Below are 25,592 nucleotides of genomic sequence, written 5' to 3'. Positions count from 1 at the left end.
TAGATGAGTGCGGTCTTCCCTTCTCCCCTTGTGGGAGAAGGGAAAGAGGCGCTACGCCGCCTTCAGCCGCCCACTAATAAAGCGGAACTCCTGCGTCTTGCCGCCATAGCCATAGGCTGCAGCCGGCACTTCGTGGACGAAAGCATAGCTTTCCTCATGCACCGAACCGAGGATGCGGCCGAAGGCAGCGAAGATCGCCTTCAGATAGGCTTCCAGTTCGAGCTTGGTGTTGGTGCCGTCGACCACTTTGATGTCGAGCCAGAACGTGCTGGCGCCGTGTTCGGCCAGCGACTTGCCGCCGGCGAACCAGTGCTCCGGGTCGAGATAGGTGATCGCGACCGCGGTGATGGTCGGATCCTTGCGCAGATGCGTCGCGGTCAGTTCGGTCACTTCCTTGGCGATTGTTGCGGAAAGGGTGGCGTTGGGCTTACCGGTGACGCTCACATTGATGATCGGCATGGTCTTGTCTCCTTGGTTTCTCGCGGCATCTGTTCGCCGTTGGAGAGACCATCTCACAGCCCATGAATCAAAAAAATCGAATTGTTTTTAACTTATAATTCGATATAATCGAATTATGCAAACACTCGATCCCGACCTTCTGAAAACCTTCCTCGCCTTCGTCGATGGCGGCTCGCTGGCGCAGGCGGCATCGACCGTCGGCCGTTCGCCTTCGGCGGTGACGACGCAGATGCAGAGGCTGGAGGAGATCGTCGGCGAACCGCTGCTTATCGCGCAGGGGCGGGGGCGTGGCCTGACGCCGGCCGGCGAGGACCTTGTCGGACATGCCAGGCGCATCCTTGCCGTGCATAGCGAGGCGTGGCTGGCACTGAAGGGCGCGCGCGCCGACGGCCGCGTTGCCATCGGCACGACGCAGGATTTCGCCGACAGCGGCCTGCCGGACCTGCTGAGAGCCTTTGCGGTCAGCCATCCGCGCGTTCGGATCGAATTGCGTGTCGGCCGCTCCGCCGAACTTGGGCAGGGGTTGCAATCCGGCGCTCTCGACCTGGCGATCGCCATGCGCCAGGCCGCGACGCCGGACGAAGTCGGCGTGCTGCGCGAGCCGATGATCTGGCTCTGTTCGCAAAAGGGGCTGGTCCCGCGCCAGGACGAGGTGCCGCTGGCACTGCTCGATCCGTATTGCGGCTTTCGCGAAGCGGCGATTGCAGCATTCGACGCCGCCGGCCGCCGCTACCGCATCGCCGCCGGCAGCGCCAGCCTGGCCGGCTTGCGCACGGCGGTGAACGCCGGCATTGCGCTGACGCTGCGGACGGCGCGCTTTGCCCATTCCGGCATTGTCGAAGCGCCGCGCGAGCTTGGCTTGCCGCCGGTTCCTGTCGCCGAATTCGCCATCCGCCTGCGTGAGGATGCCGACCGGCCGGCGCAGCATCTTGCGGCGCTGCTCAGCGGCAACCTTGCTTTGTCGGCCGCTCCGGCCTGAACGCAAAGAAAAAGCCGACCTTACGGTCGGCTTCAAAGTAGGACGGGCCGAGGGGTTTGGGGGGACTTGGGGGTGGCCCGTCGCACCAACAATGCCCGAGTCTGATGATGGTTCCGTGACTTCGAAAATTTTTTTCAGGGAACATGCGCGCTTTGCGTGTCGACCACTCTCTGTCTGGCCACCAGCCAGTCGCGGCCGGCATGCGCGAACACCGCGGCGAGCACGATGGCGCCGCCGATCAGGCTGGCGGCTGGCGCAATCTCGCCCAGGAACAGGAAGGCAAACAGGATCGCGAACGGCACTTCGGCCGAGCCGAGCAGGCCGGATTCAGCCGCCGGGATGAGCCGCGCGCCCTCCGTCCACAGGATCGAGGACAGCGCGAAGCAGGCGCCGAACGTGACAAGCAGCACGGCATCTCTGGACGAGACCGCCAGCGGATCGGTGACGAACCAGCCGAGCACGAACAAAAGGAACGCCGACACCGCGCCGGCCCACACCACCGGCGTGTCGCGGAAGGCGCGCACCATGATCATGTAGAGCGCGCTGCCGATCGTCATCAGCAGCGCCAGTCCATCGCCAAAGAGATTGCCGCTGCCGAAGCCCGACCACACCATGATCGCCACGCCGCAAAGCGACACGGCGGCGGCGGCCAGCGTCTGCAGGCGGAACCGCTCGCCGACCAGCAGGAAGGCAAGCAGCGCGGTGACGAAGGGCACCGTGGCGTAGATGATGGCGACATTGGCGACGAAGGTGAACTTGAACGCCGAGATGAAGGCGATGCTGGCCAGCGCCCCTTCCACCGCCAGCAGCCAGCCGCGCCAGCCCAGCCGCAGGCGTTCGCGGCCGCCGGAACGGTGTCGCCGCCACAGCACATAGAGTGCGACGAGGATCGAGCCCACGAAGCCGCGCCAGCAGATGATGGTCAGCGGTTCCGCACGGATCGACTTGGTCAAGACACCGGTGAGGCCGAAGACGGCCGCCGACGACGACACCAGGATGATGCCCAGCGTGCGCTCGGCGGCGAGCTCGGGCGCGCCTTGCATCTGCGTCTCAGGTCGATCGAGAGAGTCCGTCATGTCACCAGACTACACTTCCTGTCTTGACACCTTGCTGTCAGCAGCAGTTACGATCCTATGACAAGGGCTGATACGGCTCTACGCCAACTTCGGCTTGCGTTGGGGCAGGGTCTGGCGGCCTTTCATTCGGCCGATGCTGTTATGCGAGGAGGCGGACGCGCGTTCTCGGCGTGTTGCAATGCTGGACGGCTACAGCTTAATCGGGTAATTTTGAGCCCACGAATGGCGTGGCGCGTCCCGGACCATGGAGAGGGCTTGCTGGAGCGTGCGCTGCATAAATCCGGGAGTTTCGATGACTGAAGTGATCGATCGACTGGTGATGGCGATGAACGCGCATCACCTCGATGCTGTCACCGCTCTCATCCACGAGAACTATAGGAGCGTTCAGCCGGCGCACCCGAGCAGAGCCTTTGTCGGGCGGGACCAGATGCGCGCCAACTGGGAGGCCATGTTCTCTGGAATACCTGACTTCCATGCTGCGGTCACGCGCTCCGTCCAAGACGGTGACACGACGTGGAGCGAATGGCATTGGTCAGGTACTCGCAGCGACGGGCAAACCTTCGAGGTGCGCGGGGTCACGCTGTTCGAAATCATCGACGGTCGGATTGTGGCCGGGCGCCTGTATCTGGAGGACGTCGAGCGGCAGGTTGTCGGCATCGAAGAGGCGGTTGAAGCCCTCTCCGGGCGCCGTCCGCCAACAGCCAGCAGTGGAACCGGTTCCTGACTTCATCACAGCGCCGCGGCGGAGACAGCTTCGCTGGGCGCCCAAGGGGTATTTGGGCCTTGAAGGGGGAAGGCTCGCGAAATCTGGCATGTAGTTGTTCCCGAACCTGGCCATTGGTCTTGGCCGACCGAACCGGCATCAGCATGTGGTCGCCATGGAGGCGGACATGGACGCAACCGCCCTGAAGGCCATGCCGCGTCGCTGAAGGAGGCCTGTCGCAACGATGCCTCGCGCAATCGCTTCGTTCCAAACCCTCGCGGGCGCCATGGCGCCAAGGGACTATCGAAAAGGATCGGAAATGGACGCCACCGTACTGAAGGCCATGCAGGCGCCGCTGAAGGAGGCCTATCGCGACGATGCCTCGCGGGCGCTGATCACGCTCAAGGCCAAGGGTTCGATCGACGACCAGTCGATCGCCTGCAAGGTGGAGACGGGCAGGGCGCTGGCGGTGGCCGGTCTGCATCCGGCAACCGGCGGCTCCGGGCTCGAACTGTGCTCGGGCGACATGCTGCTGGAGGCGCTGGTGGCTTGCGCCGGGGTGACGCTGAAAGCGGTGGCGACGGCGCTGGAGTTCAAACTGGGCGCTGCCACGGTCGAGGCCGAAGGCGATCTCGACTTTCGCGGCACGCTGGGCGTGGCAAGGGACGCGCCGGTCGGCTTTCGCGCCATCCGGCTGAATTTCGGCCTCGACACCGATGAGCCGCAGGAGCGCATCGACGCGCTGATCAAGCTGACCGAACGCTATTGCGTGGTGTTCCAGACCATCAACACCAAGCCGGAATTGACGGTGAGTGCGCGCCGCTGATCTCCCCCCTTGAGGGGGAGATGTCGCCCAAGGCGACAGAGGGGGTCGTTGCGCGTAAAGCGCCAACCTCCATCTGCCACAGGAGATCGAGCCCGGTCGAACCGACCCCTCTGGCCTGCCGGCTTTCGTCGCTCGGAAAGCCAAGCAATTGGCTTTCCGTCCGCTACGCGAACCGCTTCTCAACCCCCTCAAGGGGGGAGATATGAATTACTGCGCCGCCGGCTCTTCCGCATCACCCTCGTCGGTGAATGGCGAGGCGCTCGGCACGCAGTTCACCGCCCACCCGGCCGGCGTCGGCTGCTTCTGATATTCGGTGACGGCGTTGGTGCACTGTTCGCGGGTGTCGAAGGTGCTGGGCAGCACCACCATGCCGCCTTGCGGCCCGGCGATCACCAGATACCAGACCAACGCTACGCTCGGAGCAGCCATGGGAATTCCTCGCTTGCTTGTTGTGGGAGTCGGGTTGATCCTATCAACTTCGCACCGATGGCGAAAGCGTGGCCGTCGCGCAGCCTTCCACGATGACATCACAGCCCCGTGATGTCTGGCACCCCAAAGCTGGCCTATTCTGGCTGCCGGTAGGCGACGAACCGGTTGTGCTTGGCTTGGAAGATCAGCCCGGTCTCTTTCAGGTCCGGGCTGGCCAGCGGCACGATGCGTTTGGCGATTTCGGATGGATGCGGCAGCGTCTCCGGGTCTTCGCCGGGCACGGCTTGCGCGCGCATCGCCGTGCGGGTGGGGCCGGGGTCAGCGGCGTTGACCCTGAGCGGCAGGTTTTCCGTCTCATGCGCCCAAGAGCGCATCATGGTCTCGACCGCCGCCTTCGAGGCCGCATAGGGCGCCCAGAAGGCGCGCGCGGAATGGGCTGAATTGGCAGACAGTAGGATCGCGCGGCCCGCATCGGAGAGCCGCAGAAGCGGGTCGACCGAGCGGATCAGCCGCCATGTCGAGGTGACGTTGATGGTCATCACCTTCTCGAAGGTTTTTGCCTCGACATGGCCGATCGGCGAGATGACGCCGAGCACGCTGGCATTGGCGACGAGGATGTCGAGCTTGCCCCAGCGCTCATGGATGGCGCCGCCCAACCGGTCGATGCCAGCCATGTCGGCGAGGTCGAGCGGCACCAGCGTCGCCTCGCCCTTGCCGGTCTTCGCGCGTTCGGCCTTGATCTGGTCGTCGAGCTCTTCCAGCCCGCCGACCGTTCGGGCGACCGCAATAACGTGCGCGCCGGCGGCGGCAAGCTCCTTGGCGATGAAGTAGCCGATGCCACGCGAGGCGCCGGTGACGACCGCAACGCGGCCGGAAAGGTCGAGGGTCATGCGATGGATTCCGGAAATCTGACTAGGGAAAATGGCCGTCCGGCAATCCTATGCCCCGCTCGTCGCCAGCAGCGACAAAGTGCGCACATTGTCGTGGCCTTCGAAGTCGAGCAGGCGCGTCGGGTACTGACCGGTGAAGCAGGCGTCGCAGAATTGCGGCTGCTCATTGTCGCGGCCCGCCTCGCCGACGGCGCGGTAGAGCCCGTCGATGCTGAGGAAACCGAGCGAATCGACGCGGATGAACTCAGCCATCTCCTCGATCGACATGCGCGAGGCCAGAAGCTTCGACTTCTCCGGCGTGTCGACGCCGTAGAAACAGGAAGCGCGCGTCGGCGGCGAGGCGATGCGCATATGCACTTCCTTGGCGCCGGCGTCGCGCACCATCTGCACGATCTTCTGGCTGGTGGTGCCGCGCACGATCGAGTCGTCGACCAGCACCACGCGCTTGCCCTCGATCATGCGACGGTTGGCGTTGTGCTTGAGCTTGACGCCCATATGGCGGATCGAATCGCCCGGCTGGATGAAGGTACGGCCGACATAGTGGTTGCGGATGATGCCAAGCTCGAAGGGGATGCCCGCGGCCTGGCTGAAGCCGATCGCCGCCGGCGTGCCGGAATCCGGCACCGGCACGACGATGTCGGCCTCGACAGGGCTTTCCTGCGCCAGCTCGGCGCCGATGCGCTTGCGCACCTCATAGACGTTGCGGCCTTCGACCGACGAATCCGGGCGTGCGAAATAGACATATTCGAAGATGCAGAAACGGGTCTTCTGCGGCTCGAACGGGAACAGGCTTTCTATGCCCTTGCTGGTGACGACGACCATCTCGCCCGGCTTCAGGTCGCGCACGAAGCGCGCGCCGATGATGTCGAGTGCGCAGGTTTCGGAGGCCAGGATCCAGGCGCCGTCGAGATCGCCGAGCACCAGCGGGCGGATGCCGAGCGGATCGCGGCAGCCGATCATCTTCTTGGACGTCATCGCCACCAGCGAGAAGGCGCCTTCGACCTGACGCACCGCATCGATGAAGCGCGAATTCAGGTCGCGCTCCTTGCTGGTGGCAACCAGATGCAGCAGCGTCTCGGTGTCGGAGGTCGACGAGAAGATCGCGCCCTGTTTCTGTAGCGCGCGCTGCACGGTCATGGCGTTGGTCAAATTGCCGTTATGGGCGACGGCGAAGCCGCCATCGGCAAGTTCGGCGAAAAAGGGCTGGATGTTGCGCAGGCCGGCGCCGCCGGTGGTGGCGTAGCGGGTGTGGCCGATGGCGCGGTTGCCTTGCAAGCTGTCGATGACGCGCTGCTTGGTAAACGTGTCGCCGATCAGGCCGACATGGCGTTCGACATGGAATTGGGTGCCGTCGTAGGAAACGATGCCGGCCGCTTCCTGGCCGCGATGTTGCAGCGCATGGAGGCCAAGCGTGACGATCGCCGCAGCATCCTGCCGGCCGAAAATGCCGAACACGCCGCATTCGTCATGAAAATGATCGTCGGCTTCGGCGGAAAGCACGTCGTCTGCGTCTGCCTTCGAAACTGCCATGGGGCTCAAGCTCCGCTAAAATCGCCATATAAGGTGATAGTGCGTCGAAAGCAACGCATGCTGTGCGCCGTTCACATGATCGTCAGTCGCGAGATGGCGCCGTCTGGCAGGTGCCACCTTGCCCAAAAGTCAGTTTGCCGGCGCAGCCGGGGCCGGAGCGGCCGGTGCATTTTCGGCCGGAGGCGCGTCGGTCTCGCTGTCGTCGGGTGCCGGAGCATCGGCATCGTCGCCGGCCGCAGGCGCATCCGCTGCCGGCGCGTCGGCTGCAGGGGGCGTCTCCGGCGCGGCCGGCTGATTCGGATTGAGCTTCTTGAGGATGGCGTTTTCCGGATCTTCCGGCAGCAGGCTTTCGAGCTTGGCGCCGATCGATTCCAGCAGCGGCTTCGACTTGGCGTTGGCGATCCAGGCCGGAGCCTTGGCGCCGGCCAGCCAGTTGAAGAACAACAGCGCCACTGCAACCACCAGGATGCCGCGCGCCGCGCCGTAGAGGAAGCCGAGCGTGCGGTCGAGCGCGCCGATCCTGGAATCGATGATCCAGTCGGCGAGTTTCATGGTGATGACGGAGACGACGATCAGCGCGATGATGAAGACGACGCCGGCGGCAGCCGCCATGGCGATCTTGTCGTTGTCGACATAGGGCTGGATGTAGGGCAGCACCGGCTTGTAGAAGAAGAACGCCGCCGCTGCCGCCGCTGCCCAGGAGATGACGGACAGAATCTCGCGTGAAAAGCCGCGAACCATGGCGAGCATCGCCGAAACCAGGGTGAAGCCGACAAGAATTCCGTCAAGCAGCGTAATCGGCATGTCTTTCGCCCCACTCCGATTTTCTATTTCACGGCTCGACGAGCCGCGTCACTCTTCCTCGTCGGCGCGGCTGCGCCGTGAGCCGGCTATGCGCGCCACGAGATCGGCAAGCTCGGTGGGCTGGAAAGCGCCGGCCCCTATCCCCCCGGCAAGTTCCTCGCTGCCCAAGGGCAGAACCGCACTTGCGAACCCCAGCTTTTCGGCTTCCTTGAGGCGCTGTAGCGCATGCGCCACCGGTCTCACGGCCCCCGAAAGGCTGATTTCGCCGAAATAGACGCAATCGGCGGGAAGGGCAAGACCGGTGAGCGAGGAAACCAGCGCCGCCACGACCGCGAGATCGGCGGCAGGCTCGGTAATCCGGTAGCCACCGGCGACGTTGAGATAGACGTCATGTGTGCCGAAACGCACCCCGCAATGGGCTTCGAGCACCGCCAGGATCATCGACAGCCGGGCGCCGTCCCAGCCGACGACGGCGCGGCGCGGTGTGCCCAGCGACGACGGCGCCACCAGCGCCTGGATCTCGACCAGCACCGGCCTGGTGCCTTCCATGCCGGCGAAAACCGCGGCACCCGGCGATTTCGCATGGCGTTCGCCGAGGAAAAGCTCGGACGGGTTGGCGACCTCGCGCAGGCCCTTGTCCGACATTTCGAAGACGCCGATCTCGTCGGTCGGCCCGAACCGGTTCTTCACCGTGCGCAGGATGCGGTAGTGGTGGCCGCCTTCGCCCTCGAAATAGAGCACCGCGTCGACCATGTGCTCGACGACGCGCGGGCCTGCGATCTGACCTTCCTTGGTGACATGGCCGACCAGCACGATCGCCGCCCCTGTGGATTTCGCATAGCGGATCATCGCCTGGGCGGAGGCGCGCACCTGGGTGACGGTGCCGGGCGCCGAATCGGCCATATCGGTCCACAGCGTCTGGATCGAATCGAGGATCACCAGGTCCGGCCGCTTGCCGTCGGCTATTGTCGCCAGGATGTCCTCGACATTGGTCTCGGCGGCGAGTTCGACCGGTGTGTCGGCGACGCCGAGCCGCTGCGCCCGCAGCCTGATCTGGGCGACCGCCTCTTCGCCCGAGACATAAACGATACGGTGGCCTTTTGCCGCGAGCGCCGCGGCCGCCTGGGTCAAAAGCGTCGATTTGCCGATGCCGGGATCGCCGCCGACCAGAAGGGCGGAGCCGCGCACGAAGCCGCCGCCGGTGGCGCGGTCGAGTTCGCCGATGCCGGAGATGATGCGCGGCGCATCCTCGATGTCGCCCGACAGCGTGGTCAGCACCACGGCGCGGCCTTTGCGGCCGTTGCGCGTGTTGGCCGGACCCGAGCCGATGCCGCCCGACGTGCCTTCCTCGACCAGCGTGTTCCATTCGCCGCAGGCATCGCATTTGCCGGCCCAGCGCTGATGCACCGAACCGCAATTCTGGCAGATGAACTGGACGCGGGATTTGGCCATTAGATTGATGCTGTGTGGAAGTGGCAGAGGCTCGGCGATCCTGCCCACCCCCCTCTGTCCTGCCGGACATCTCCCCCGCAAGGGGGGAGATTGGCAGCTTCACGGGCGGCGTTTTCCTTGCAACGCTGGCGATTGGCGAAATCGATGGCAACATCCAATCTCCCCCCTTGCGGGGGAGATGGCCGGCAGGCCAGAGGGGGGTGTGACGGAACGCGAGCGTAGATCAAAAGATCACTCAAACCGATCCGGCAGATGATGCTCCTCGGCAAGATCCGAGAACCGCGTGAATTCGCCCTGGAAGGCAAGGCTGACCGAACCGGTCGGGCCATGGCGCTGCTTGGCGACGATGACTTCCGCCTTGCCGCGCATCTCGTTCATCTCGTGTTCCCATTTGATGTATTCGTCGGTGCCGGGCTTCGGCTCGCGGTTCTTCAGATAGTATTCCTCACGATAGACGAACATCACCACGTCGGCGTCCTGCTCGATCGAACCGGATTCACGCAGGTCGGAGAGCTGTGGGCGCTTGTCGTCGCGGCTTTCGACCTGACGCGACAGCTGCGACAGCGCGATGATCGGCACTGAGAGTTCCTTGGCCAGCGCCTTCAGCCCGGTGGTGATCTCGGTGATTTCCTGCACGCGGTTCTGCGAGGACTTGGCACTGGAACCCTGCATCAGCTGGATATAGTCGATGACGATGAGGTCGAGGCCACGCTGGCGTTTCAGGCGACGCGCGCGCGCCGAGAGCTGAGCGATCGAGATGCCGCCGGTCTGGTCGATGAACAGCGGAATCTTCTGCATGGTCTGCGAGCAGGCGACCAGCTTTTCGAAATCCATCTCGGAAATCTCGCCGCGGCGGATTTTTGACGACGAAATTTCCGTCTGTTCGGAAATGATGCGGGTGGCGAGCTGCTCCGACGACATTTCCAGCGAGAAGAAGCCGACGACGCCGCCATTGGCGGCCTTGAACGAACCGTCGGCCTGCTGCGCCGGCTGATACATCTCGGCGATGTTGAAGGCGATGTTGGTGGCGAGCGATGTCTTACCCATGCCCGGGCGGCCGGCAATGATGATCAGATCCGACGCCTGCAGGCCACCCATGCGGCGGTCGAGATCGCGCATGCCGGTGGCGAGGCCCGAAAGATGGCCGTCGCGCATATAGGCGGCATTGGCCATGTCGACGGCGGTCTTGACCGCATCGGTGAAACTTTCGAAGCCGCCATCGTAGCGCCCGGTCTCGGCCAGTTCGAACAGGCGCCGCTCGGCATCCTCGATCTGCTCGGACGGCGACATGTCGACCGGCGCGTCATAGGCGATGTTGACCATGTCCTCGCCGACGGTGATCAGCGCGCGCCGCGTCGCCAGATCGTAGATGGCGCGGCCGTAGTCGGTGGCGTTGACGACGGTGACGGCCTCGACCGCCAGCCGCACGACATATTGCGCCACCGTCATCTCGCCGACCTTCTCGTCGGCCGGCAGGAAGGTTTTCAGCGTGATCGGTGTCGCCACCTTGCCCATGCGGATGAGCTCGGCCGCCACCTCGAATATCCTGCGATGCAGCGGCTCATAGAAATGGCCGGACTTCAAAAAGTCGGAGACACGGTAGAAGGCGTCATTGTTGACGAGGATGGCGCCGAGCAGCGCCTGCTCGGCCTCGATGTTGTTCGGTGCCTCGCGATAGAGCGGTGTTTCCGCCACGCCGAATTTGCGTGCTGCCTCAGCCATGATGTCCCCGATTTCGATCCCGGCTTCTCGATATCAGAACGCGAAAAATCCGGTGCTGACTTATATGCATCACTCGCGTCCAATCAGCGTTGATGCCCGCGATTCACAGCCAAGATATTTCGGTGGAAAGAATCGTCATTGACTCGAATCGAGTTGGGGAGCGTAGCGTTTCTCGAAGGAGAACAAAACAAGAAAATCCACATCTATGGCTTATTCGGGCAGCGCATCGCCCCAGTCCAGGCGCCGCGCGGCCTTGAACAGCCCGCCGTCGCGCTTGGTGAACAGTTTCTCGTCAGCGCTGCCGTCTGGTTGGCAAAGTTTCAGCAACACCTTGCCGGAACCCGATTTCGGCGGCGCGATCACCCGTGCGAGGTGTGAGGACGCGGGCTGCCGCGAGGCGGCGACGTAGATGAACTTCTCGTCCTCCCACGGCACGTCGGCGTCCTTGGCCAGCCGATGCAGGCGCGAGCGGGCGACACGGCGGGCGAAATGGCACCAGTCGGGCGGGCTGACAGGGCAGGGCGCGTCATGCGGGCATGGGGCTAGCACATGCGCGCCGGCCTCGATCAGTTGTCGGCGCACGGCAAGGATGCGCTGCCAGCCGGCCGGCGTGCCCGGCTCGACGATCAGCAGCGTATCTGCGGTCAGCTGCCACAGCCGGTCGACGAGTTTGGGCAATGACGCCGGCGGGATCTCGTCGAGCACGTAGGCGCAAGTGACCAGTTCGGCCGGCTTGAGATCGGCAAGGTCGATGGTGACGTCGCCAGCCAACCAGGCGATTTTGGCGCCCATCGTGTCGGCGGCAAGGGTCTCGCCGACCTTGCGCACCGCGGCGCTGGCTTCCAGCAGCACCGCCTGTTCGAGGTCAGGCCAGAGATCGGTCGTGGCCCAAAGCACCGTGCCCGGGCCGGCGCCGACGTCGAGCAAGGTCTTCGGGGCATAGTCCGGTCGGGCAGCGCTCAGCTGATCGAGGCTGGCGCGGACGGCGGCATAGGTCGCCGGCAGCCGCGTCGCCAGATAGGCTTTCACCGCCATGTCCTCCGCCATGTGCAGGCGGCCGTCGCGCAGTTCGGCGCGGTAGCGGTCCGAAAGCGTCTTTGCCGCTTGCTTGAGGACCGGCAACGGCACCTTTTCGAGAATGCGCTCGACGCCTTGTCGCAGTGGGGCAGGCAACTCCATCGTTCAGGCGCCTCGAGGTGCGAGCAGGATGACCGAGGCGCCGACAATGCAGAGCGTGGCCCCAGCAAGGTCCCAGCGATCGGGACGCACGCCTTCGACCAGCCAAAGCCAGGCCAGCGACGCGGCAATGTAGATGCCGCCATAGGCGGCATAGGCGCGGCCGGCTGCTGACGTGTCGACCAGTGCCAGCAGGAAGGCGAATAGGGCCAGCAAGACGAGGCCGGGCAACAGCCATAGCGGCGAATTCTCCAGCCGCCACCACGCCCAGAACGAAAAACAGCCGGCGATCTCGGCCAGCGCGGCAGCGACGTAGAGGAGATAGGTCATGAAAAAGGTCTCGCGATAACGAGACCTTTTTCATGGTTGGGCAGGCAATGGCAAGAACAATGGCCGATTGGTTGCCGCGGTAGTTCTATTCTGGATCCGCCACCTTGCGGCGACGGGCCGGCTTGGCGGCCGGCTGTTGCTGGCGGTGTCCGATCTCGCGCATTTCCAGCGCCTTCTCGCATTTGGCCATGTAGTCGCGGGCCATCGGCAGCGTGTCGTTCTTCTTGGCGATCTGGATCTGGAAGATCACCAAATCCTGCCAGCGGAAGGCGGCTTCGGAAGCCGCCAGGTAGAACTCCCACATGCGGCAGAAGCGCTCGTCATAGATCGCCTTGGCCTTGTCGCGGTTGGCGGCAAAGCGCTGGCTCCAGTGCTTCAGCGTGTCGGCATAGTGCAGCCGCAGGATCTCGACATCGGTGACGATGAGGTCCGACTTCTCGATTGCCGGCATCACTTCGGAGAGCGAGGGGATGTAGCCGCCCGGGAAGATGTATTTGCGGATGAAGGCGCTGGTTGCCCACGGCACGCCGGAGCGGCCGATCGTGTGCAGCAACATGACGCCGTCCGGCTTCAAGAGCGTCGCCGATTTGTCGAAGAAGGTGCGGTAGTGGTTGACGCCGACATGTTCGAACATGCCGACCGAGACGATGCGGTCAAAACGCTCGTTGAGCTCGCGGTAGTCCTTCAGTTCGAAATGCACGCGGTTTTCCAGGCCTTGCGCATGAGCACGGTCGGTGGCGACGCCATGCTGCTCGGTCGACAGCGTCACGCCTTGCACGTCGACGTCGAAGGATTTTGCCATGAAGAGACCAAGTCCGCCCCAGCCGGAGCCGATGTCGAGCACCGTCTGGCCAGCCTTCAGCCGAAGCTTGGCGGCGATATGGCGCTTCTTGGCCGCCTGCGCCTCGTCCAGCGTCATGTCAGGCTGCTCGAAATAGGCGCAGGAATATTGCATGTCCTCGTCGAGGAAGAGCCGGTAGAGGTCGCCCGACAGATCATAGTGGCGCTGCACGTTGCGGCGCGCGCGGGCCGCGGTGTTGATCTGCTGCAGGCGGCGGAAGGCGTGGCGCAGGCCTTCGATCGCCTTCGCCCAGGTGGCGTCGATGCCGCCGCTGCCCATGTTCTGGAAGGCGATGCGCATCACGCCCAGCACGCCGCCCTCGATAATGTCGAGCTCGCCGTCCATATAGGCTTCCGGCACCGCCAGCATCGGGTCGAAGGTGATGGCGCGCTCGGCATGCGCGGTCTTGATGTGCATGTGCACCATTTCGCCGCTGCCGTCGCCGAACACCACCGTCGAGCCTCTCGGCCCGGTGACCTTGAGACTGCCTGTGCGAACCAGGCGATCGAGAACGCGTTTGAGCAGAATATTCATGACCAATTGTCCCCTTTCGGTCAGACAGCCTGTCTAAATTCTGCACCAATATATAGGGTTTCGAAAAGTTCCGCTTGGCACAAAAATGCCCGGGCGAGAGGCCCGGGCATTGGTCCACAAAGGCTGGATGCCGACAAAGTGATGAGGGAGCGCCGCTCTGGCGCTTCCTCATGCTTGATCAGGCGTTCTCTTCGCCGCCTTCGAACTCGGTGTTCGGGTCGAAGAAGTTTTCCGGACGGGCGTTGTCGTTGATGTCGTCGCCATAAATGGCTTCGGCAGTGGTCAGCGTCTCGCCCTTGGCCTGGCGCTCGGCTTCGTCGGCCGTGCGGGCGATGTTGAGCGTGATGGTGACTTCGACTTCCGGATGCAGCGCGATCGCCACATTGGTCAGGCCGATGGTCTTGATCGGCTGGTTGAGCAGGATCTGGTTGCGGTTGACCGAGAAGCCGCCAGCCGTCAGCAGATCGGCGATGTCGCGGGTCGACACCGAACCGTAGAGCTGGCCGGTTTCACCAGCCGAACGCACGGCGATGAAGCTCTTGCCGTCGAGCTTTTCCGAAACCTGCAAGGCTTCCGACTTGCGCTCGAGGTTGCGGGCTTCAAGCTGGGCGCGCTGTCCCTCGAACTTCTTCTTGTTGGCCTCGTTGGCGCGCAGCGCCTTGCCCTGCGGCAGCAGGAAATTGCGGGCGAACCCGTCCTTGACCTTGACGGTATCGCCCATCTGGCCGAGGCGGGAAACGCGTTCGAGAAGAATGACTTCCATGGTTTTGTTCCTTCAGTTTGGGTGCCAATCCATGGGATCGACGCCGAATTGTTTGGAACAGGTCAGGAAGCTTCTAGCGCCTTTGGCGCTGGTGTCGCTGTCCTGCCTGTCGCGGCAGTTAGAGGTCTTTGACCTCAACCCGGGATTTGAAGAGAAACCCTGCGGCGCCCGTCGCCGTGGGAGAAAAAAGCGGGCGGCGAACCGCCCGCTCGAAAGTCTTAGCGAACCACGTATGGCAGCAGGCCGAGGAAGCGGGCGCGCTTGATCGCCTTGGCGAGCTCGCGCTGCTTCTTCTGGCTGACGGCGGTGATGCGCGACGGCACGATCTTGCCGCGCTCGGAAATGTAGCGCTGCAGCAGACGCACGTCCTTGTAGTCGATCTTGGGCGCGTTGGCGCCGGAGAACGGGCAGGTCTTGCGGCGGCGGTGGAACGGGCGCCGGGTCGGGATCTGATTGATGTCGACCATTATTCTGCACCCCCTTCAAAGCCTTCGCGCGGACGGCGCGGACCACGATCGGCACCAGCGTCGCCGAACGAGCGCGGCGGACGATCGCCACCGCGATCACGGTCGCCGAACGAGCGCGGACCACGATCGCCACGGTCGCGGTCGCCGAAGCCGCCGCGTTCCGAGCGCTCTTCGCGCTTCTGCATCATGGCCGACGGGCCTTCCTCATGCGCCTCGACCTTGACAGTCAGGAAACGCAGCACGTCCTCGGACAGGCCCATCTGGCGCTCCATCTCGTTGAGCGCGGCCGGCGGGCAGGTGAGGTCCATAAGCGTGTAGTATGCCTTCCGGTTCTTGTTGACCCGGTAGGTGAGGGACTTCAGTCCCCAGTTCTCGACCCGGCCGACGGACCCGCCATTCGCGGAGATGACACCCTTGTACTGTTCGACAAGCGCATCGACCTGCTGCTGCGAGAGGTCCTGCCGGGCAAGAAACACATGTTCGTATAGAGCCATAGTGGTTCAGTGCCTTTCTTCGTTTCTCTCCCGGTTCCCGGCGGCAAAAGCCTCTGCAACTTCTCTGACCCGCTGATCCCGAAAGGGGGCGGGGAAGAAAGGAGCATTTCGAGACGGTCGAGAGCGGAGACACGGGAGGCGGAAGCGCTTCTGGCTTCACACGAAGGTTTTGGATAAAACCTCCGGCCCTCCGTTCAGCCCCCAGCAAGGACCGGCAGATTGCGGGCGTCTATACAGCAATCCGGCTGGAAGGCAAGCACAAGCAGCGTTGCACGCAGTGTCCTTGGCGTCGCAGGGTCGAAAAACGCCGTCGTTCAGCTCGTATGAGCGACGAGCTTGTCGACCGTTTCGGGGAAGAAGTCGGGGGCTGCGTGGCGCTTGCCGAACATCATGTCGTATTGCAACAGGCGGAAATCGTTGATCGCCGGATCGATCGTCTTCTGCCGTGCCCAGTCGGGCGTGGCGTCGCCTGCCGGTGTCAGCAAGAGATTGCGGTCGACGACACGGTAGTGCTCGCGCAAGGCACCAAGGAAGCCGGTGTAGTAGGGGTGGCTGATGCCGGCCATGGTCAGGATATGATAGGGCAGGAAGGCTGGGCTGACCGCGCCCATGTCCTCGGCCGGACCGGTCCGGTTCGACCACAGGATGAGCGGTGTCTGGTGGTGCTCGAGCGCCGCCTCGGCCGACGGTTCCTTGCGCGGCGCGACATTGTCCTTGAGGAACCCGGTCTCGACATAGACCGGCCCGAGCGGCGGCAGATGGTCACCGAAAAAGGCGATGACCGTCGGCCGGTCGCGCTTCTTCGCCCATTCGATCAGCCGCTCGAGGCCGCGGTCGGCGTCGGCGGAGCCTTCGGCATAGCTCAACAGCGATTCACGCGCCCACGGGCTGATCCGCGCGTCGACCTTGTGGGTCGGATTGTAATAGCGATGCGGCTCGTAGGGCCCGTGGTTCTGCAGGCTGACGGCGAAGAAGAATACCGGATCGTCGCTGGCGTCGGCCTCGCGGATGATCTCGTCGGTCATCGCCGCATCGGAGGCCAGCGGTCCGCGCTTTTCCAGATAGGGCAGGTTTTCTTCCGATTTGAAGTCGTTGAAGCCGAAATCGGCATAGACCGCGCCGCGGTTCCAGAACCAGTTGGTGCCGGGATGGATGGCGCGCGCCCTGTAGCCCTGGCCTTTCAGGAACGTCGCCAGCGAAGGCGTCGGGGTGCGTACATATTGCTGGTAGGGAATGCTGCCGGCCGGCAGGAAGGCGTTGGAAAAGCCGGTCAGCGCTTCGAACTCGATGTTGGCGGTCATGCCGCCGAATTCGGGCGAGAACATATAGCCGGAGCGCAGTGCCCGCACATTGGGGATCGGGTCGGGCGTGATGGTGACGCCGGGCAGTTTGGTCGGATCCCAGAAGGATTCGCTCATGACGATGATGATGTCGGGCTTCTCTGCCGGCACCGACGCCGTCACATCGGATCTGTCGATCGCCGCGATCGCCTTTTCGGAGTAGCCCGCCGGCGCCGAGACATGGGCCATCGGCACGTTGAGCGCGAAGGCGAGCGCAAAGCCGTTGGAGGCGTAGTTTTCCTTCTGGTCCCACATGATCGGGATGATCTGCAGCCGGTCGCGGGTCCACGAGAAAGTGGCATAGTCCATGATCGAGACGACGAAGGCGAGCAGCGGCACGGTCAGCGTCAGCCGGGCGAGCCGGCCCTTGTGGCTGAGCGCCGGCACCCGGCGGCGCCATAGCCGCCAGCCATAGACCAGCAGCGACAGCCCGCCGACGATGCCAACCGCCATCATGATGGCGGTTCCCGGGCGATCACGCACCAGAAGCGGCATCAGCGCCACGATCTGGCGGGAGTAGAGGAAGTCGGTGGGATAGAGCGGGTCGCCGAGATAGAGCGACTTCTGGTGGCCGACAAACGCCAGCGCCAACGTCAGCGGTGCGACGATCATCAGGCTCTGGTGGCTGCGGCCGAGCACGGCATCGAGGCCGATGAGGATCAGCGCGAAGATGATGATGGTGGTCCAACCCGGCTTGAACGGCTGCAGGAAGAAGCCGACCGTGCCCATGAAGTCGCCGCGCACGATCAGTTCGATTGCGAAAACCAGGATTGCGGACGCGAGCAGGCTGAGCAGCCCATAGCGGATAACAGGCCATTTCCGGCCCGGCAGATAGCCGGTGGACGGATCGCCTTCCAGAAACTGCGGCGCGGCCTTGCCAGCGCGCTTCAAACGGTTTGCCACCTTAAAATCCCCGGCCCGCAACAAATGCGTCATCGAATTGTCATCGAACTGTCACGCAAAGCTAGCGCCTGTGGCGAAAATGAGAAGAGCCAGCAAACGAATCGTGTTCGGTTTTCATCATGAGTGATCGCCAAAAAGCCTTTTGGATCAGGCACTCGCCCAGTGTCGCCGTTCCGAAACCGGTCGCGAATGGCCCCCTGTGGACTTGACTTGGCCGCCCGCCTTGCGTCACAGGCAGGAAAAACCAGCCTCTGGAGCCTCACATGGCCGTCGCATTCACCTTTCCGGGACAGGGCAGCCAGGCTGTCGGCATGGGCAAGGACCTTGCCGACGCCTTTCCTGAATCGCGCCAGATCTTCGAGGAAATCGACGAAGCGCTCGGCGAAAACCTGTCGAAGCTGATCTGGGAAGGACCGGAGGAGACGCTGACGCTGACCGCCAATGCCCAGCCGGCGCTGATGGCGGTGTCGCTGGCGGCGGTCCGGGCGCTTGAAGCGCGCGGCTTTTCGCTGGAGGACAAGGTCGCCTATGTCGCCGGCCATTCGCTCGGCGAATATTCGGCACTTGCCGCCGCCGGTTTCGTGTCTGTCGCCGATGCCGCCCGGCTGCTGCGCATCCGTGGCAACGCCATGCAGGCGGCGGTGCCGGCCGGCGAGGGCGCCATGGCGGCGATCATCGGCCTGGAGCAGGCCGATGTCGAAGCCGCCTGCGCGGAGGCCGCCAAGGGCTCAGTCTGCCAGATCGCCAACGACAATGGCGGCGGCCAGCTGGTCATCTCCGGCGCCAGGGCCGCGGTCGAGCTGGCGGCCAAGTTGTGCACCGAAAAGGGCGCCAAGCGGGCGTTGATGCTGCAGGTCTCGGCGCCCTTCCATTCGGCGCTGATGGCGCCTGCGGCCGAGGTCATGCGCGAGGCCCTGGCAGGCGTGACGAAGAACGCGCCGGTCGTTCCCGTCGTCTCCAACGTGTCGGTCACCCCGACCAGCGATCCCGGTGTCATCGCCAGCCGCCTGGTCGAACAGGTGACCGGCCGCGTGCGCTGGCGCGAAACGGTGGAGTGGTTCGGCCAAAACGGCGTTACCACGCTTTACGAAGTGGGCGCCGGCAAGGTGCTGTCAGGATTGGCGCGGCGCATCAACCGCGACATCGCCACCGGCGCCGTCGGCACGGCGGCCGATGTCGAGGCGGCGCTGGCGGGGCTTGGTTGAGACTGGCGATTTGATCGCACCCGTGCCAAGGGTGTTCTCTGAGATCGGGAGACAAAAATGTTCGAATTGACCGGCCGCAAGGCACTCGTCACCGGCGCTTCGGGAGGCATTGGCGAGGCGATCGCGCGGGTGCTGCATGCGCAAGGCGCCATTGTCGGCCTGCACGGCACGCGCGTCGAGAAACTGGAGACGTTGGCCGCCGAGCTCGGTGATCGCGTCAAGCTGTTTCCGGCCAATTTGTCGAACCGCGACGAGGTCAAGGCGCTCGGCCAGAAGGCGGAGGCCGATCTCGAAGGTGTCGACATTCTGGTCAACAATGCCGGCATCACCAAGGACGGGCTGTTCGTGCGCATGGCCGACGCCGACTGGGACAGCGTGATGGAGGTCAACCTCACCGCCGTGTTCCGGCTGACCCGCGAACTCACCCATCCGATGATGCGCCGCCGGCACGGCCGCATCATAAACATCACCTCGGTGGTCGGCGTCACCGGCAATCCCGGCCAGACCAACTATTGCGCCACCAAGGCCGGCATGATCGGCTTTTCCAAGTCGCTGGCGCAGGAGATCGCCACCCGCAACATCACCGTCAACTGCGTCGCCCCCGGCTTCATCGAATCGGCAATGACCGACAAGCTCAACGACAAGCAGAAAGATGCGATCATGGCGGCGATCCCGACCCGGCGCATGGGCACCAGCGCCGAAGTCGCCTCGGCCGTCGCCTATCTCGCTTCCAACGAGGCGGCCTATGTCACCGGCCAGACCATTCATGTGAATGGCGGCATGGCAATGATCTAACAGTTGCGGGAAAACACCCCATTTCGGCTTGGACGCGCGCTATTTTTCGTGTAATGCGGCCCGCAACCCGGCGGTTCGGGCAAAAACCGGTCCGTTGTCGTTGCGTTTCCGGCAGGACCATCTTTCAGCTTGATTAGCGGCATTCTGCCCGCTAACGAAGACAGACAAACAAAAGACGAGGATGCCCCAAATGAGTGACACCGCAGAGCGCGTCAAGAAGATCGTCATCGAACACCTTGGCGTCGAAGCCGACAAGGTGACGGAGCAGGCGAGCTTCATCGATGATCTGGGCGCAGACAGCCTCGACACGGTCGAACTCGTCATGGCGTTCGAAGAAGAGTTCGGCGTCGAAATCCCGGACGATGCGGCCGAGACCATCCTGACCGTCGGCGACGCTGTGAAGTACATCGACAAGGCTTCGGCCTGAGGCTTTTCGCAGGCATCACCGGGGAGGACCTGCGATGAGGCGTGTCGTCGTCACGGGCCTTGGCCTGGTTTCGCCTTTCGGCATGGGCTTCGAGCACAGCTGGAAGCAACTTCTGACCGGCCGCAGCGCGGCCAAGCGCGTCACCGAGTTCGAAGTGGAAGATCTTGCCTGCAAGATCGCCCACGTCATTCCTCGCGGTGACGGCTCCAACGGTACGCTCAATCCCGAAGCCGTGCTCGAGCCGAAGGAACTGCGCAAGATCGGCGACTTCATCCTTTACGGGATCGCGGCCGCCGACGAAGCGCTGAAGGATTCCGGCTGGGAGCCTGCAAACGAGCAGGCGCGCTGCGCCACCGGCGTCATGATCGGCTCCGGCATTGGCGGCCTTGAAGGCATCGCCGAAAACGCCATCATCCTGAAGGAACGCGGCCCGCGCCGCATCAGCCCGTTCTTCATTCCTGGCAACATCATCAACCTTGTGTCCGGACAAGTGTCGATCCGGCATGGGCTGAAAGGCCCCAACCACGCCGTCGTCACCGCTTGCTCGACCGGCGCGCACGCCATTGGCGATGCCGCCCGGCTGATCATCTTCGGCGATGCCGACGTGATGCTGGCCGGCGGTGCCGAATCGCCGGTGACGCGGCTTTCGCTTGCCGGCTTCGCCGCTTGCCGGGCGCTGTCCACCGAGCGCAACGACACGCCGGAAAAAGCCTCGCGTCCCTATGACCGTGACCGTGACGGCTTCGTCATGGGCGAGGGCGCCGGCGTCGTCGTGCTGGAAGAACTCGAACACGCCAAGGCGCGCGGCGCAAAAATCTATGCCGAGGTCACCGGCTATGGGCTGACCGGCGACGCCTATCATATCACCGCGCCTGCCGAAGATGGCGACGGCGCGTTCCGCTGCATGACGGCGGCGCTGAACCGGGCCAAGCTTACCCCGTCCGATCTGGATTACATCAACGCCCATGGCACTTCGACCATGGCCGATACGATCGAGCTCGGCGCCGTCGAGCGGCTGGTCGGCAATGCCGCGTCGAAAATCTCGATGTCGTCGACCAAGTCGTCAATCGGTCATCTCCTGGGGGCGGCCGGTGCCGCCGAGGCGATCTTTTCGATCCTTGCCATCCGCGACAACATTGCGCCGGCGACCATCAATCTCGACAACCCGGAGCGCGAGACAGCGATCGACCTGGTCGCGAACACACCGCGGGCTCGCCAGATCGATGTGGCGCTGTCCAATTCCTTCGGCTTCGGCGGCACCAACGCCTCGCTCGTCTTCCAGCGCTACAATGGCTGACCGGCCCGCCAACAGCCTGTCGTCAATTTTGCCATATTCGCCCCTACTCTGCCCGAGGGGATTCGTTGAGAGATCAAACGGCAGGGCGCTATGAACACAAATCCGGCAGGCAACGGGGAATTTGGGCAGCGACAGGCTGCGCCCGGTCCGATCGTGCCGAAGACGGCCAGCGAGGCATTGCGGCCTGAAGCCGGCACGCCACCGCCGCGGCGTTCGCGCGCCTCGCGCAGCCAGGTCGTCGTGTTCATGAACTTCGTCATCTCCTCGGTGATGCTGATGGTTCTGGCGGCCGGCATCTCGCTTTATTTTGGCAAGCAGGCGTTCAACGAGGCCGGCCCGTCGGTCAATGGCGACACCTTCCTGGTCAAGTCGAACTCCGGCGTCCAGGATATCGCCGACCAGCTCGAGCGCCGCGGACTGATCAGCGACGCCCGCATCTTCCGCCTTGGCGTGCGCGCCTACGGCAACGATTCCGCGCTGAAGGCCGGCGAATACGAGATCAAGCCCAAGGCCTCGATGCGCGAGATCATGGAACTTTTGAAGAGCGGCAAGTCGGTGATGTATTCGCTGACCATTCCCGAAGGGCTGACGGTCGAGCAGGCGATGCAGCGCATCGCCGATCAGGCCGCGTTGACCGGCGACATGCCGGCGGCCTTGCCGCTGGAGGGCAGCCTCGCCACCGACACGCTGCGCTTCACCCGTGGCGCCACGCGCCAGCAGATGGTCGACAAGCTTCTGGCCGACCAGAAGAAGCTGGTCGACGACGTCTGGCAGCGGCGCGCGCCCGACTTGCCTCTGGCCAATGTCGAGGACTTCGTCACGCTGGCCTCGATCGTCGAGAAGGAGACGGGCAAGGGGGATGAGCGCTCGCGCGTCGCCGCCGTCTTCCTCAACCGGCTGGCCAAGGGCATGCGGCTGCAGTCGGATCCGACCATCATCTACGGCCTGTTCGGCGGCAAGGGCAAACCCGCCGATCGTCCGATCTACCAGTCAGACATCGAGAAGCCGACACCCTACAACACCTATCTGATCAACGGCCTGCCGCCGACGCCGATTGCCAATCCCGGCCGCGCCGCGCTCGAAGCCGTCGCCAATCCGTCGAAAACCGATGATCTCTATTTCGTCGCCGACGGCACAGGCGGCCACGTCTTTGCGGCGACGCTGGAAGAGCACAACGAGAACGTTGCCCGTTACCGAGCGCTGCAGAAGAAGCAGGCCGACGATGCCGCCAAGGCAGCCCAAGGCACCGACCAGACTGGCGCCGACAAGCCGGCCGAAACCGGCGATGACGGTGACGGCAGCGATACCGGTGACAATGGCGACGCTGGCGGCGATGCCGGAGCCGCCCAGTAGCGCTGATTTCTAAAGTCGCCCCTCGCGTGTCCATTTGAACGCGCCAGGGACGCTCTAAAACTTTATAAGAGCGCCCGGCGTCGCATTAAACACGCATGGGACGCTCCGGCATTTTGAAGCCAGGCATGTCCGGAGCGCTTTCGGGGCATACCGCCAGGGGGACGTACGGAAACCATGAGTTTGCAGAGCATGACCGGTTTTGCGCGCGCTGTCGCCGAACAGGACGGCACGTCGATCGCCTGGGAGGTCAAGTCGGTCAACGGCAAGAGCGTCGAGGTCAGGCTGCGGCTGCCGCAAGGTTTTGAGCGGCTGGAGCCTGCGGTCAGGCAGACGCTGCAGAAGCGCTTTTCCCGCGGCAATTTCCAGGCGACGCTGACCATTGGCCGCGCCGCCGGCGCGCAAGTCCAGCCGGTGGTCAACGAAGTCTTCCTGAAGGATCTGGCCGGACTGGCCAAGCGGCTGCAGGAGCAGTTCGGCGTGGCACCCGCGACAGCCGACGGACTGCTGGCACTGCGCGGCGTGCTCGACATCCCTGAAAGCACTGAAACCGAAGAGGCGCGGGCAGCCCTCGATATGGCGATCGTGTCGGCACTGGAAGTGGCGCTGGGCGGGCTGGAGCTGGCGCGCCAGGGCGAGGGCGCGGCACTAGCCTCATTGCTGTCCGGCCACATCGACGCCATCGAGGCGCTGACGCTGCAGGCCGAGGCCGATCCGTCGCGCGAGCCGGCAGCGATCCGCGAACGCATTGCCGAGCAGGTCCGACTGCTGATGGATGCGTCGGCCAATCTCGACGCCGGCCGCCTGCACATGGAAGCCGCATTTCTCGCCACCAAGGCTGACATCCGTGAAGAGATCGACAGGCTGAAGACGCATGTGGCGTCGGGCCGGGCACTGCTGGCAGGGGGCGGCGCCGTCGGCCGCAAGCTCGATTTTCTGGCACAGGAATTCAACCGCGAATCGAATACGCTGTGCTCGAAGTCGAACGCCGCGGCGGTGACCGCCATCGGGCTGGAGCTGAAGGCAGTGGTCGACCAGTTTCGCGAACAGGTCCAGAATCTGGAGTAACCCCGATGGCCGCCAAGGATGTAGGTTCCCGCATTCGCCGTCGGGGGCTGATGCTCGTGCTTTCGTCGCCGTCCGGAGCCGGCAAGTCGACGATCGCGCGCAATCTGCTGGAAAGCGATTCAAGCCTCGAACTGTCGGTCTCCGTCACCACGCGGCCGCGCCGCGGCTCAGAGATCGAGGGCGTCCACTATCACTTCCGCACCATGCGCGAGTTCGAGCGGCTGCGCGATTCCGACGCGCTGCTCGAATGGGCGGAGGTGCACGGCAATTGCTACGCGACGCCGCGCGAGCCGGCCGAACTGGCGTTGGCGCAAGGCCGCGACATGCTGTTCGACATCGACTGGCAAGGCGCGCAGCAGCTCAAGGAGAAGATGCGCGCCGACATCGTCTCGATCTTCATCCTGCCGCCGTCGATGAAGGAATTGAAGGCACGGCTGAAGCGCCGGGCCGAGGACCAGGAATCGGTGATCGAGATGCGGCTGAAAAACGCCCGCAACGAGATCGAGCACTGGAAGGAATATGATTTCGTCATCATCAACGACGATCTCGACCGCGCCTTCGCCGAGGTGCGCGGCATCGTCACCGCCGAGCGGCTGAGACGCGACCGCCGGCCGGGCCTGTTCGACTTCGTTTCAGGGCTGTTGGACGAGAAGACGGATTAGGGGCGCTGCGGTGGAGTGCCAATCTCCCCCCTTGTGGGGGAGATGCCCGGCAGGGCAGAGGGGGGCGCTGTCCCGCCGGCGTTTGAGTAATTTAGACTACATCCTGAGCCGGCTGACGGCCGTTGGCAGGTCCAGACAGAGGCAGCGATCCTTCACGCCCCCCTCTGTCCTGCCGGACATCTCCCCCACTAGGGGGGAGATCGGCAGTTCCTTACACCGCGTTGGTCAGCCGCACGAATTCCTCGACGCTCAAGGTTTCCGCGCGCCGTGTCGGATCGATGCCGGCGCGGGTCAGCAGAGCTTCGCCGCCGAGGCTCTTGACGCTCTGCCGCAGCATCTTGCGACGCTGGCCGAAGGCCGCTTCGGTGACGCGGCCGAGTTTCTTCACCTCGGTGGGCAAGGGGCTGGCACGCGGCACCAGATGCACCACCGAGGACGTCACCTTGGGCGGCGGCGTGAACGCTTGCGGCGGCACGTCGAAGGCGATCCTCGCCTCTGTCCGCCAGCCAGCCAGCACGCCCAGCCGGCCATAGGCGTCGCTGCCCGGGCTGGCCACGATGCGCTCGGCCACCTCGCGCTGGAACATCAATGTCATCGAGACATAGAAGGGCGGCCACTCGGCAATTGTCAGCCAGCGGATCAGCAGTTCTGTGCCGATATTGTAAGGCAGGTTGGCGACAATCTTCACCGGCCCCCCGCTTCCAGGCATGTCGCCCCCTGACCACTCCTGCGCAAGGGCGGCGAAATCCGTCTTCAGCGCATCGCCGGCAATGATCTCGAGCCGGCCGGGATAGTGGTCCGACACCTCTGCCAGCGCCGCCAGGCAGCGCTCGTCGCGCTCGATGGCGACGACACGGCGGGCGCCGGCAAGCAGCAGCGCCCTGGTCAGCCCGCCAGGGCCGGGGCCGACCTCGATCACCGTGCAGTTTGCCAGCTCGCCGGCGGCGCGCGCGATCTTGCCGGTGAGGTTGAGGTCGAGCAGGAAATTCTGGCCGAGCGCCTTCTTCGCCTGCAGTTCATGGCGCTCGATCACCTCGCGCAGCGGCGGCAGCCCGTCGATGCTCATGTTC

At 64.2% G+C, this 25,592-nt stretch carries 26 protein-coding genes; 10 read left to right on the top strand and 16 right to left on the bottom strand.

Annotated elements, in window-relative coordinates; translation table 11 throughout:
• Positions 1 to 51: 51 nt before the first annotated feature.
• Entirely contained in the window at positions 52 to 459 is a 408-nt protein-coding gene (locus AC1D0N_RS24035) for a tautomerase family protein (RefSeq protein WP_477248341.1), read from the bottom strand.
• Between the two features lie 115 nt (positions 460 to 574).
• Between AC1D0N_RS24035 and AC1D0N_RS24030 the strand changes: the two genes are divergently transcribed.
• Complete coding sequence (locus AC1D0N_RS24030; protein WP_477248339.1) at positions 575 to 1,438, top strand: LysR substrate-binding domain-containing protein; 864 nt, start codon at positions 575 to 577, stop codon at positions 1,436 to 1,438.
• Positions 1,439 to 1,572: 134 nt separating this feature from the next.
• Here the strand turns inward: AC1D0N_RS24030 and AC1D0N_RS24025 are convergent, their stop codons facing one another.
• On the bottom strand, positions 1,573 to 2,481 hold the full coding sequence (locus tag AC1D0N_RS24025) for a DMT family transporter (RefSeq protein WP_477248337.1): 909 nt from the start codon (positions 2,479 to 2,481) through the stop codon (positions 1,573 to 1,575).
• Positions 2,482 to 2,806: 325 nt separating this feature from the next.
• Between AC1D0N_RS24025 and AC1D0N_RS24020 the strand changes: the two genes are divergently transcribed.
• Entirely contained in the window at positions 2,807 to 3,238 is a 432-nt protein-coding gene (locus AC1D0N_RS24020) for a nuclear transport factor 2 family protein (protein WP_477248335.1), read from the top strand.
• A gap of 298 nt (positions 3,239 to 3,536) precedes the next feature.
• Positions 3,537 to 4,043 carry an OsmC family protein gene (locus AC1D0N_RS24015; protein WP_477248333.1) on the top strand — a complete coding sequence of 169 codons (507 nt, stop codon included), beginning with the start codon at positions 3,537 to 3,539 and terminating at the stop codon, positions 4,041 to 4,043.
• A 207-nt stretch (positions 4,044 to 4,250) separates the two neighbouring features.
• Here AC1D0N_RS24015 and AC1D0N_RS24010 read toward each other — a convergent pair whose 3' ends face one another.
• The 13 genes from AC1D0N_RS24010 to AC1D0N_RS23950 all read right to left on the bottom strand — a co-directional run bounded on the left by AC1D0N_RS24010 (position 4,251) and on the right by AC1D0N_RS23950 (position 17,751).
• The gene (locus AC1D0N_RS24010; RefSeq protein WP_477248331.1) at positions 4,251 to 4,472 is read right to left on the bottom strand and encodes a hypothetical protein; all 222 of its coding nucleotides are present in this window, start codon (positions 4,470 to 4,472) and stop codon (positions 4,251 to 4,253) included.
• A 134-nt stretch (positions 4,473 to 4,606) separates the two neighbouring features.
• A complete protein-coding gene (locus AC1D0N_RS24005) occupies positions 4,607 to 5,362 on the bottom strand; it encodes an SDR family NAD(P)-dependent oxidoreductase (protein ID WP_477248329.1) in 756 nt (251 codons plus the stop codon).
• 48 nt (positions 5,363 to 5,410) lie between these two features.
• Positions 5,411 to 6,892 (bottom strand): amidophosphoribosyltransferase, encoded by a 1,482-nt coding sequence (purF, locus tag AC1D0N_RS24000; protein ID WP_477248327.1) that lies wholly within the window; start codon positions 6,890 to 6,892, stop codon positions 5,411 to 5,413.
• A gap of 129 nt (positions 6,893 to 7,021) precedes the next feature.
• Positions 7,022 to 7,696: a CvpA family protein gene (locus AC1D0N_RS23995; RefSeq protein WP_477248325.1), complete on the bottom strand. Its 675-nt coding sequence runs from the start codon at positions 7,694 to 7,696 to the stop codon at positions 7,022 to 7,024.
• Between the two features lie 48 nt (positions 7,697 to 7,744).
• Complete coding sequence (radA, locus tag AC1D0N_RS23990) at positions 7,745 to 9,148, bottom strand: DNA repair protein RadA (RefSeq protein ID WP_477248323.1); 1,404 nt, start codon at positions 9,146 to 9,148, stop codon at positions 7,745 to 7,747.
• Positions 9,149 to 9,379: 231 nt separating this feature from the next.
• Complete coding sequence (locus AC1D0N_RS23985) at positions 9,380 to 10,870, bottom strand: replicative DNA helicase (protein WP_477248321.1); 1,491 nt, start codon at positions 10,868 to 10,870, stop codon at positions 9,380 to 9,382.
• A 210-nt stretch (positions 10,871 to 11,080) separates the two neighbouring features.
• A complete protein-coding gene (locus tag AC1D0N_RS23980; protein WP_477248319.1) occupies positions 11,081 to 12,049 on the bottom strand; it encodes a small ribosomal subunit Rsm22 family protein in 969 nt (322 codons plus the stop codon).
• A 3-nt stretch (positions 12,050 to 12,052) separates the two neighbouring features.
• Positions 12,053 to 12,376 (bottom strand): YnfA family protein, encoded by a 324-nt coding sequence (locus tag AC1D0N_RS23975; protein WP_477248317.1) that lies wholly within the window; start codon positions 12,374 to 12,376, stop codon positions 12,053 to 12,055.
• Between the two features lie 85 nt (positions 12,377 to 12,461).
• A complete protein-coding gene (locus tag AC1D0N_RS23970; RefSeq protein ID WP_477248315.1) occupies positions 12,462 to 13,751 on the bottom strand; it encodes a class I SAM-dependent methyltransferase in 1,290 nt (429 codons plus the stop codon).
• A gap of 178 nt (positions 13,752 to 13,929) precedes the next feature.
• Complete coding sequence (gene rplI / locus AC1D0N_RS23965; protein WP_477248313.1) at positions 13,930 to 14,514, bottom strand: 50S ribosomal protein L9; 585 nt, start codon at positions 14,512 to 14,514, stop codon at positions 13,930 to 13,932.
• A gap of 218 nt (positions 14,515 to 14,732) precedes the next feature.
• Positions 14,733 to 14,981: a 30S ribosomal protein S18 gene (rpsR, locus tag AC1D0N_RS23960; protein WP_006203718.1), complete on the bottom strand. Its 249-nt coding sequence runs from the start codon at positions 14,979 to 14,981 to the stop codon at positions 14,733 to 14,735.
• On the bottom strand, positions 14,981 to 15,475 hold the full coding sequence (gene rpsF, locus AC1D0N_RS23955) for a 30S ribosomal protein S6 (protein WP_477248310.1): 495 nt from the start codon (positions 15,473 to 15,475) through the stop codon (positions 14,981 to 14,983). Before rpsF ends, rpsR begins: the two co-directional genes overlap by 1 nt.
• Before the next feature lie 314 nt (positions 15,476 to 15,789).
• Positions 15,790 to 17,751 (bottom strand): LTA synthase family protein, encoded by a 1,962-nt coding sequence (locus AC1D0N_RS23950; RefSeq protein WP_477248308.1) that lies wholly within the window; start codon positions 17,749 to 17,751, stop codon positions 15,790 to 15,792.
• A gap of 230 nt (positions 17,752 to 17,981) precedes the next feature.
• On the opposite strand from AC1D0N_RS23950, the gene fabD reads away from it, so the two are divergent.
• The 7 genes from fabD (at position 17,982) to gmk (ending at position 24,522) form a co-directional block, all read left to right on the top strand.
• Positions 17,982 to 18,923: an ACP S-malonyltransferase gene (gene fabD, locus AC1D0N_RS23945; RefSeq protein ID WP_477248306.1), complete on the top strand. Its 942-nt coding sequence runs from the start codon at positions 17,982 to 17,984 to the stop codon at positions 18,921 to 18,923.
• A gap of 57 nt (positions 18,924 to 18,980) precedes the next feature.
• A complete protein-coding gene (fabG, locus tag AC1D0N_RS23940) occupies positions 18,981 to 19,718 on the top strand; it encodes a 3-oxoacyl-[acyl-carrier-protein] reductase (RefSeq protein WP_477248304.1) in 738 nt (245 codons plus the stop codon).
• Between the two features lie 190 nt (positions 19,719 to 19,908).
• The gene (locus AC1D0N_RS23935; RefSeq protein ID WP_056109445.1) at positions 19,909 to 20,145 is read left to right on the top strand and encodes an acyl carrier protein; all 237 of its coding nucleotides are present in this window, start codon (positions 19,909 to 19,911) and stop codon (positions 20,143 to 20,145) included.
• 34 nt (positions 20,146 to 20,179) lie between these two features.
• Entirely contained in the window at positions 20,180 to 21,442 is a 1,263-nt protein-coding gene (gene fabF, locus AC1D0N_RS23930; protein WP_477248302.1) for a beta-ketoacyl-ACP synthase II, read from the top strand.
• A gap of 90 nt (positions 21,443 to 21,532) precedes the next feature.
• Positions 21,533 to 22,795 (top strand): endolytic transglycosylase MltG, encoded by a 1,263-nt coding sequence (gene mltG / locus AC1D0N_RS23925; protein WP_477248300.1) that lies wholly within the window; start codon positions 21,533 to 21,535, stop codon positions 22,793 to 22,795.
• A gap of 174 nt (positions 22,796 to 22,969) precedes the next feature.
• A complete protein-coding gene (locus AC1D0N_RS23920) occupies positions 22,970 to 23,860 on the top strand; it encodes a YicC/YloC family endoribonuclease (RefSeq protein WP_477248298.1) in 891 nt (296 codons plus the stop codon).
• A 5-nt stretch (positions 23,861 to 23,865) separates the two neighbouring features.
• Entirely contained in the window at positions 23,866 to 24,522 is a 657-nt protein-coding gene (gmk, locus tag AC1D0N_RS23915; RefSeq protein ID WP_477248296.1) for a guanylate kinase, read from the top strand.
• A 211-nt stretch (positions 24,523 to 24,733) separates the two neighbouring features.
• On the opposite strand, the gene rsmA is transcribed toward gmk, so the two are convergent.
• Complete coding sequence (gene rsmA, locus AC1D0N_RS23910) at positions 24,734 to 25,588, bottom strand: 16S rRNA (adenine(1518)-N(6)/adenine(1519)-N(6))-dimethyltransferase RsmA (protein WP_477248294.1); 855 nt, start codon at positions 25,586 to 25,588, stop codon at positions 24,734 to 24,736.
• Between the last annotated feature and the right edge of the window lie 4 nt (positions 25,589 to 25,592).

Source organism: Mesorhizobium sp. P2_E10, assembly GCF_056404235.1.
Note: the sequence above shows the minus strand (reverse complement) of the source record. Positions and strands in the feature narration are given on the sequence as shown.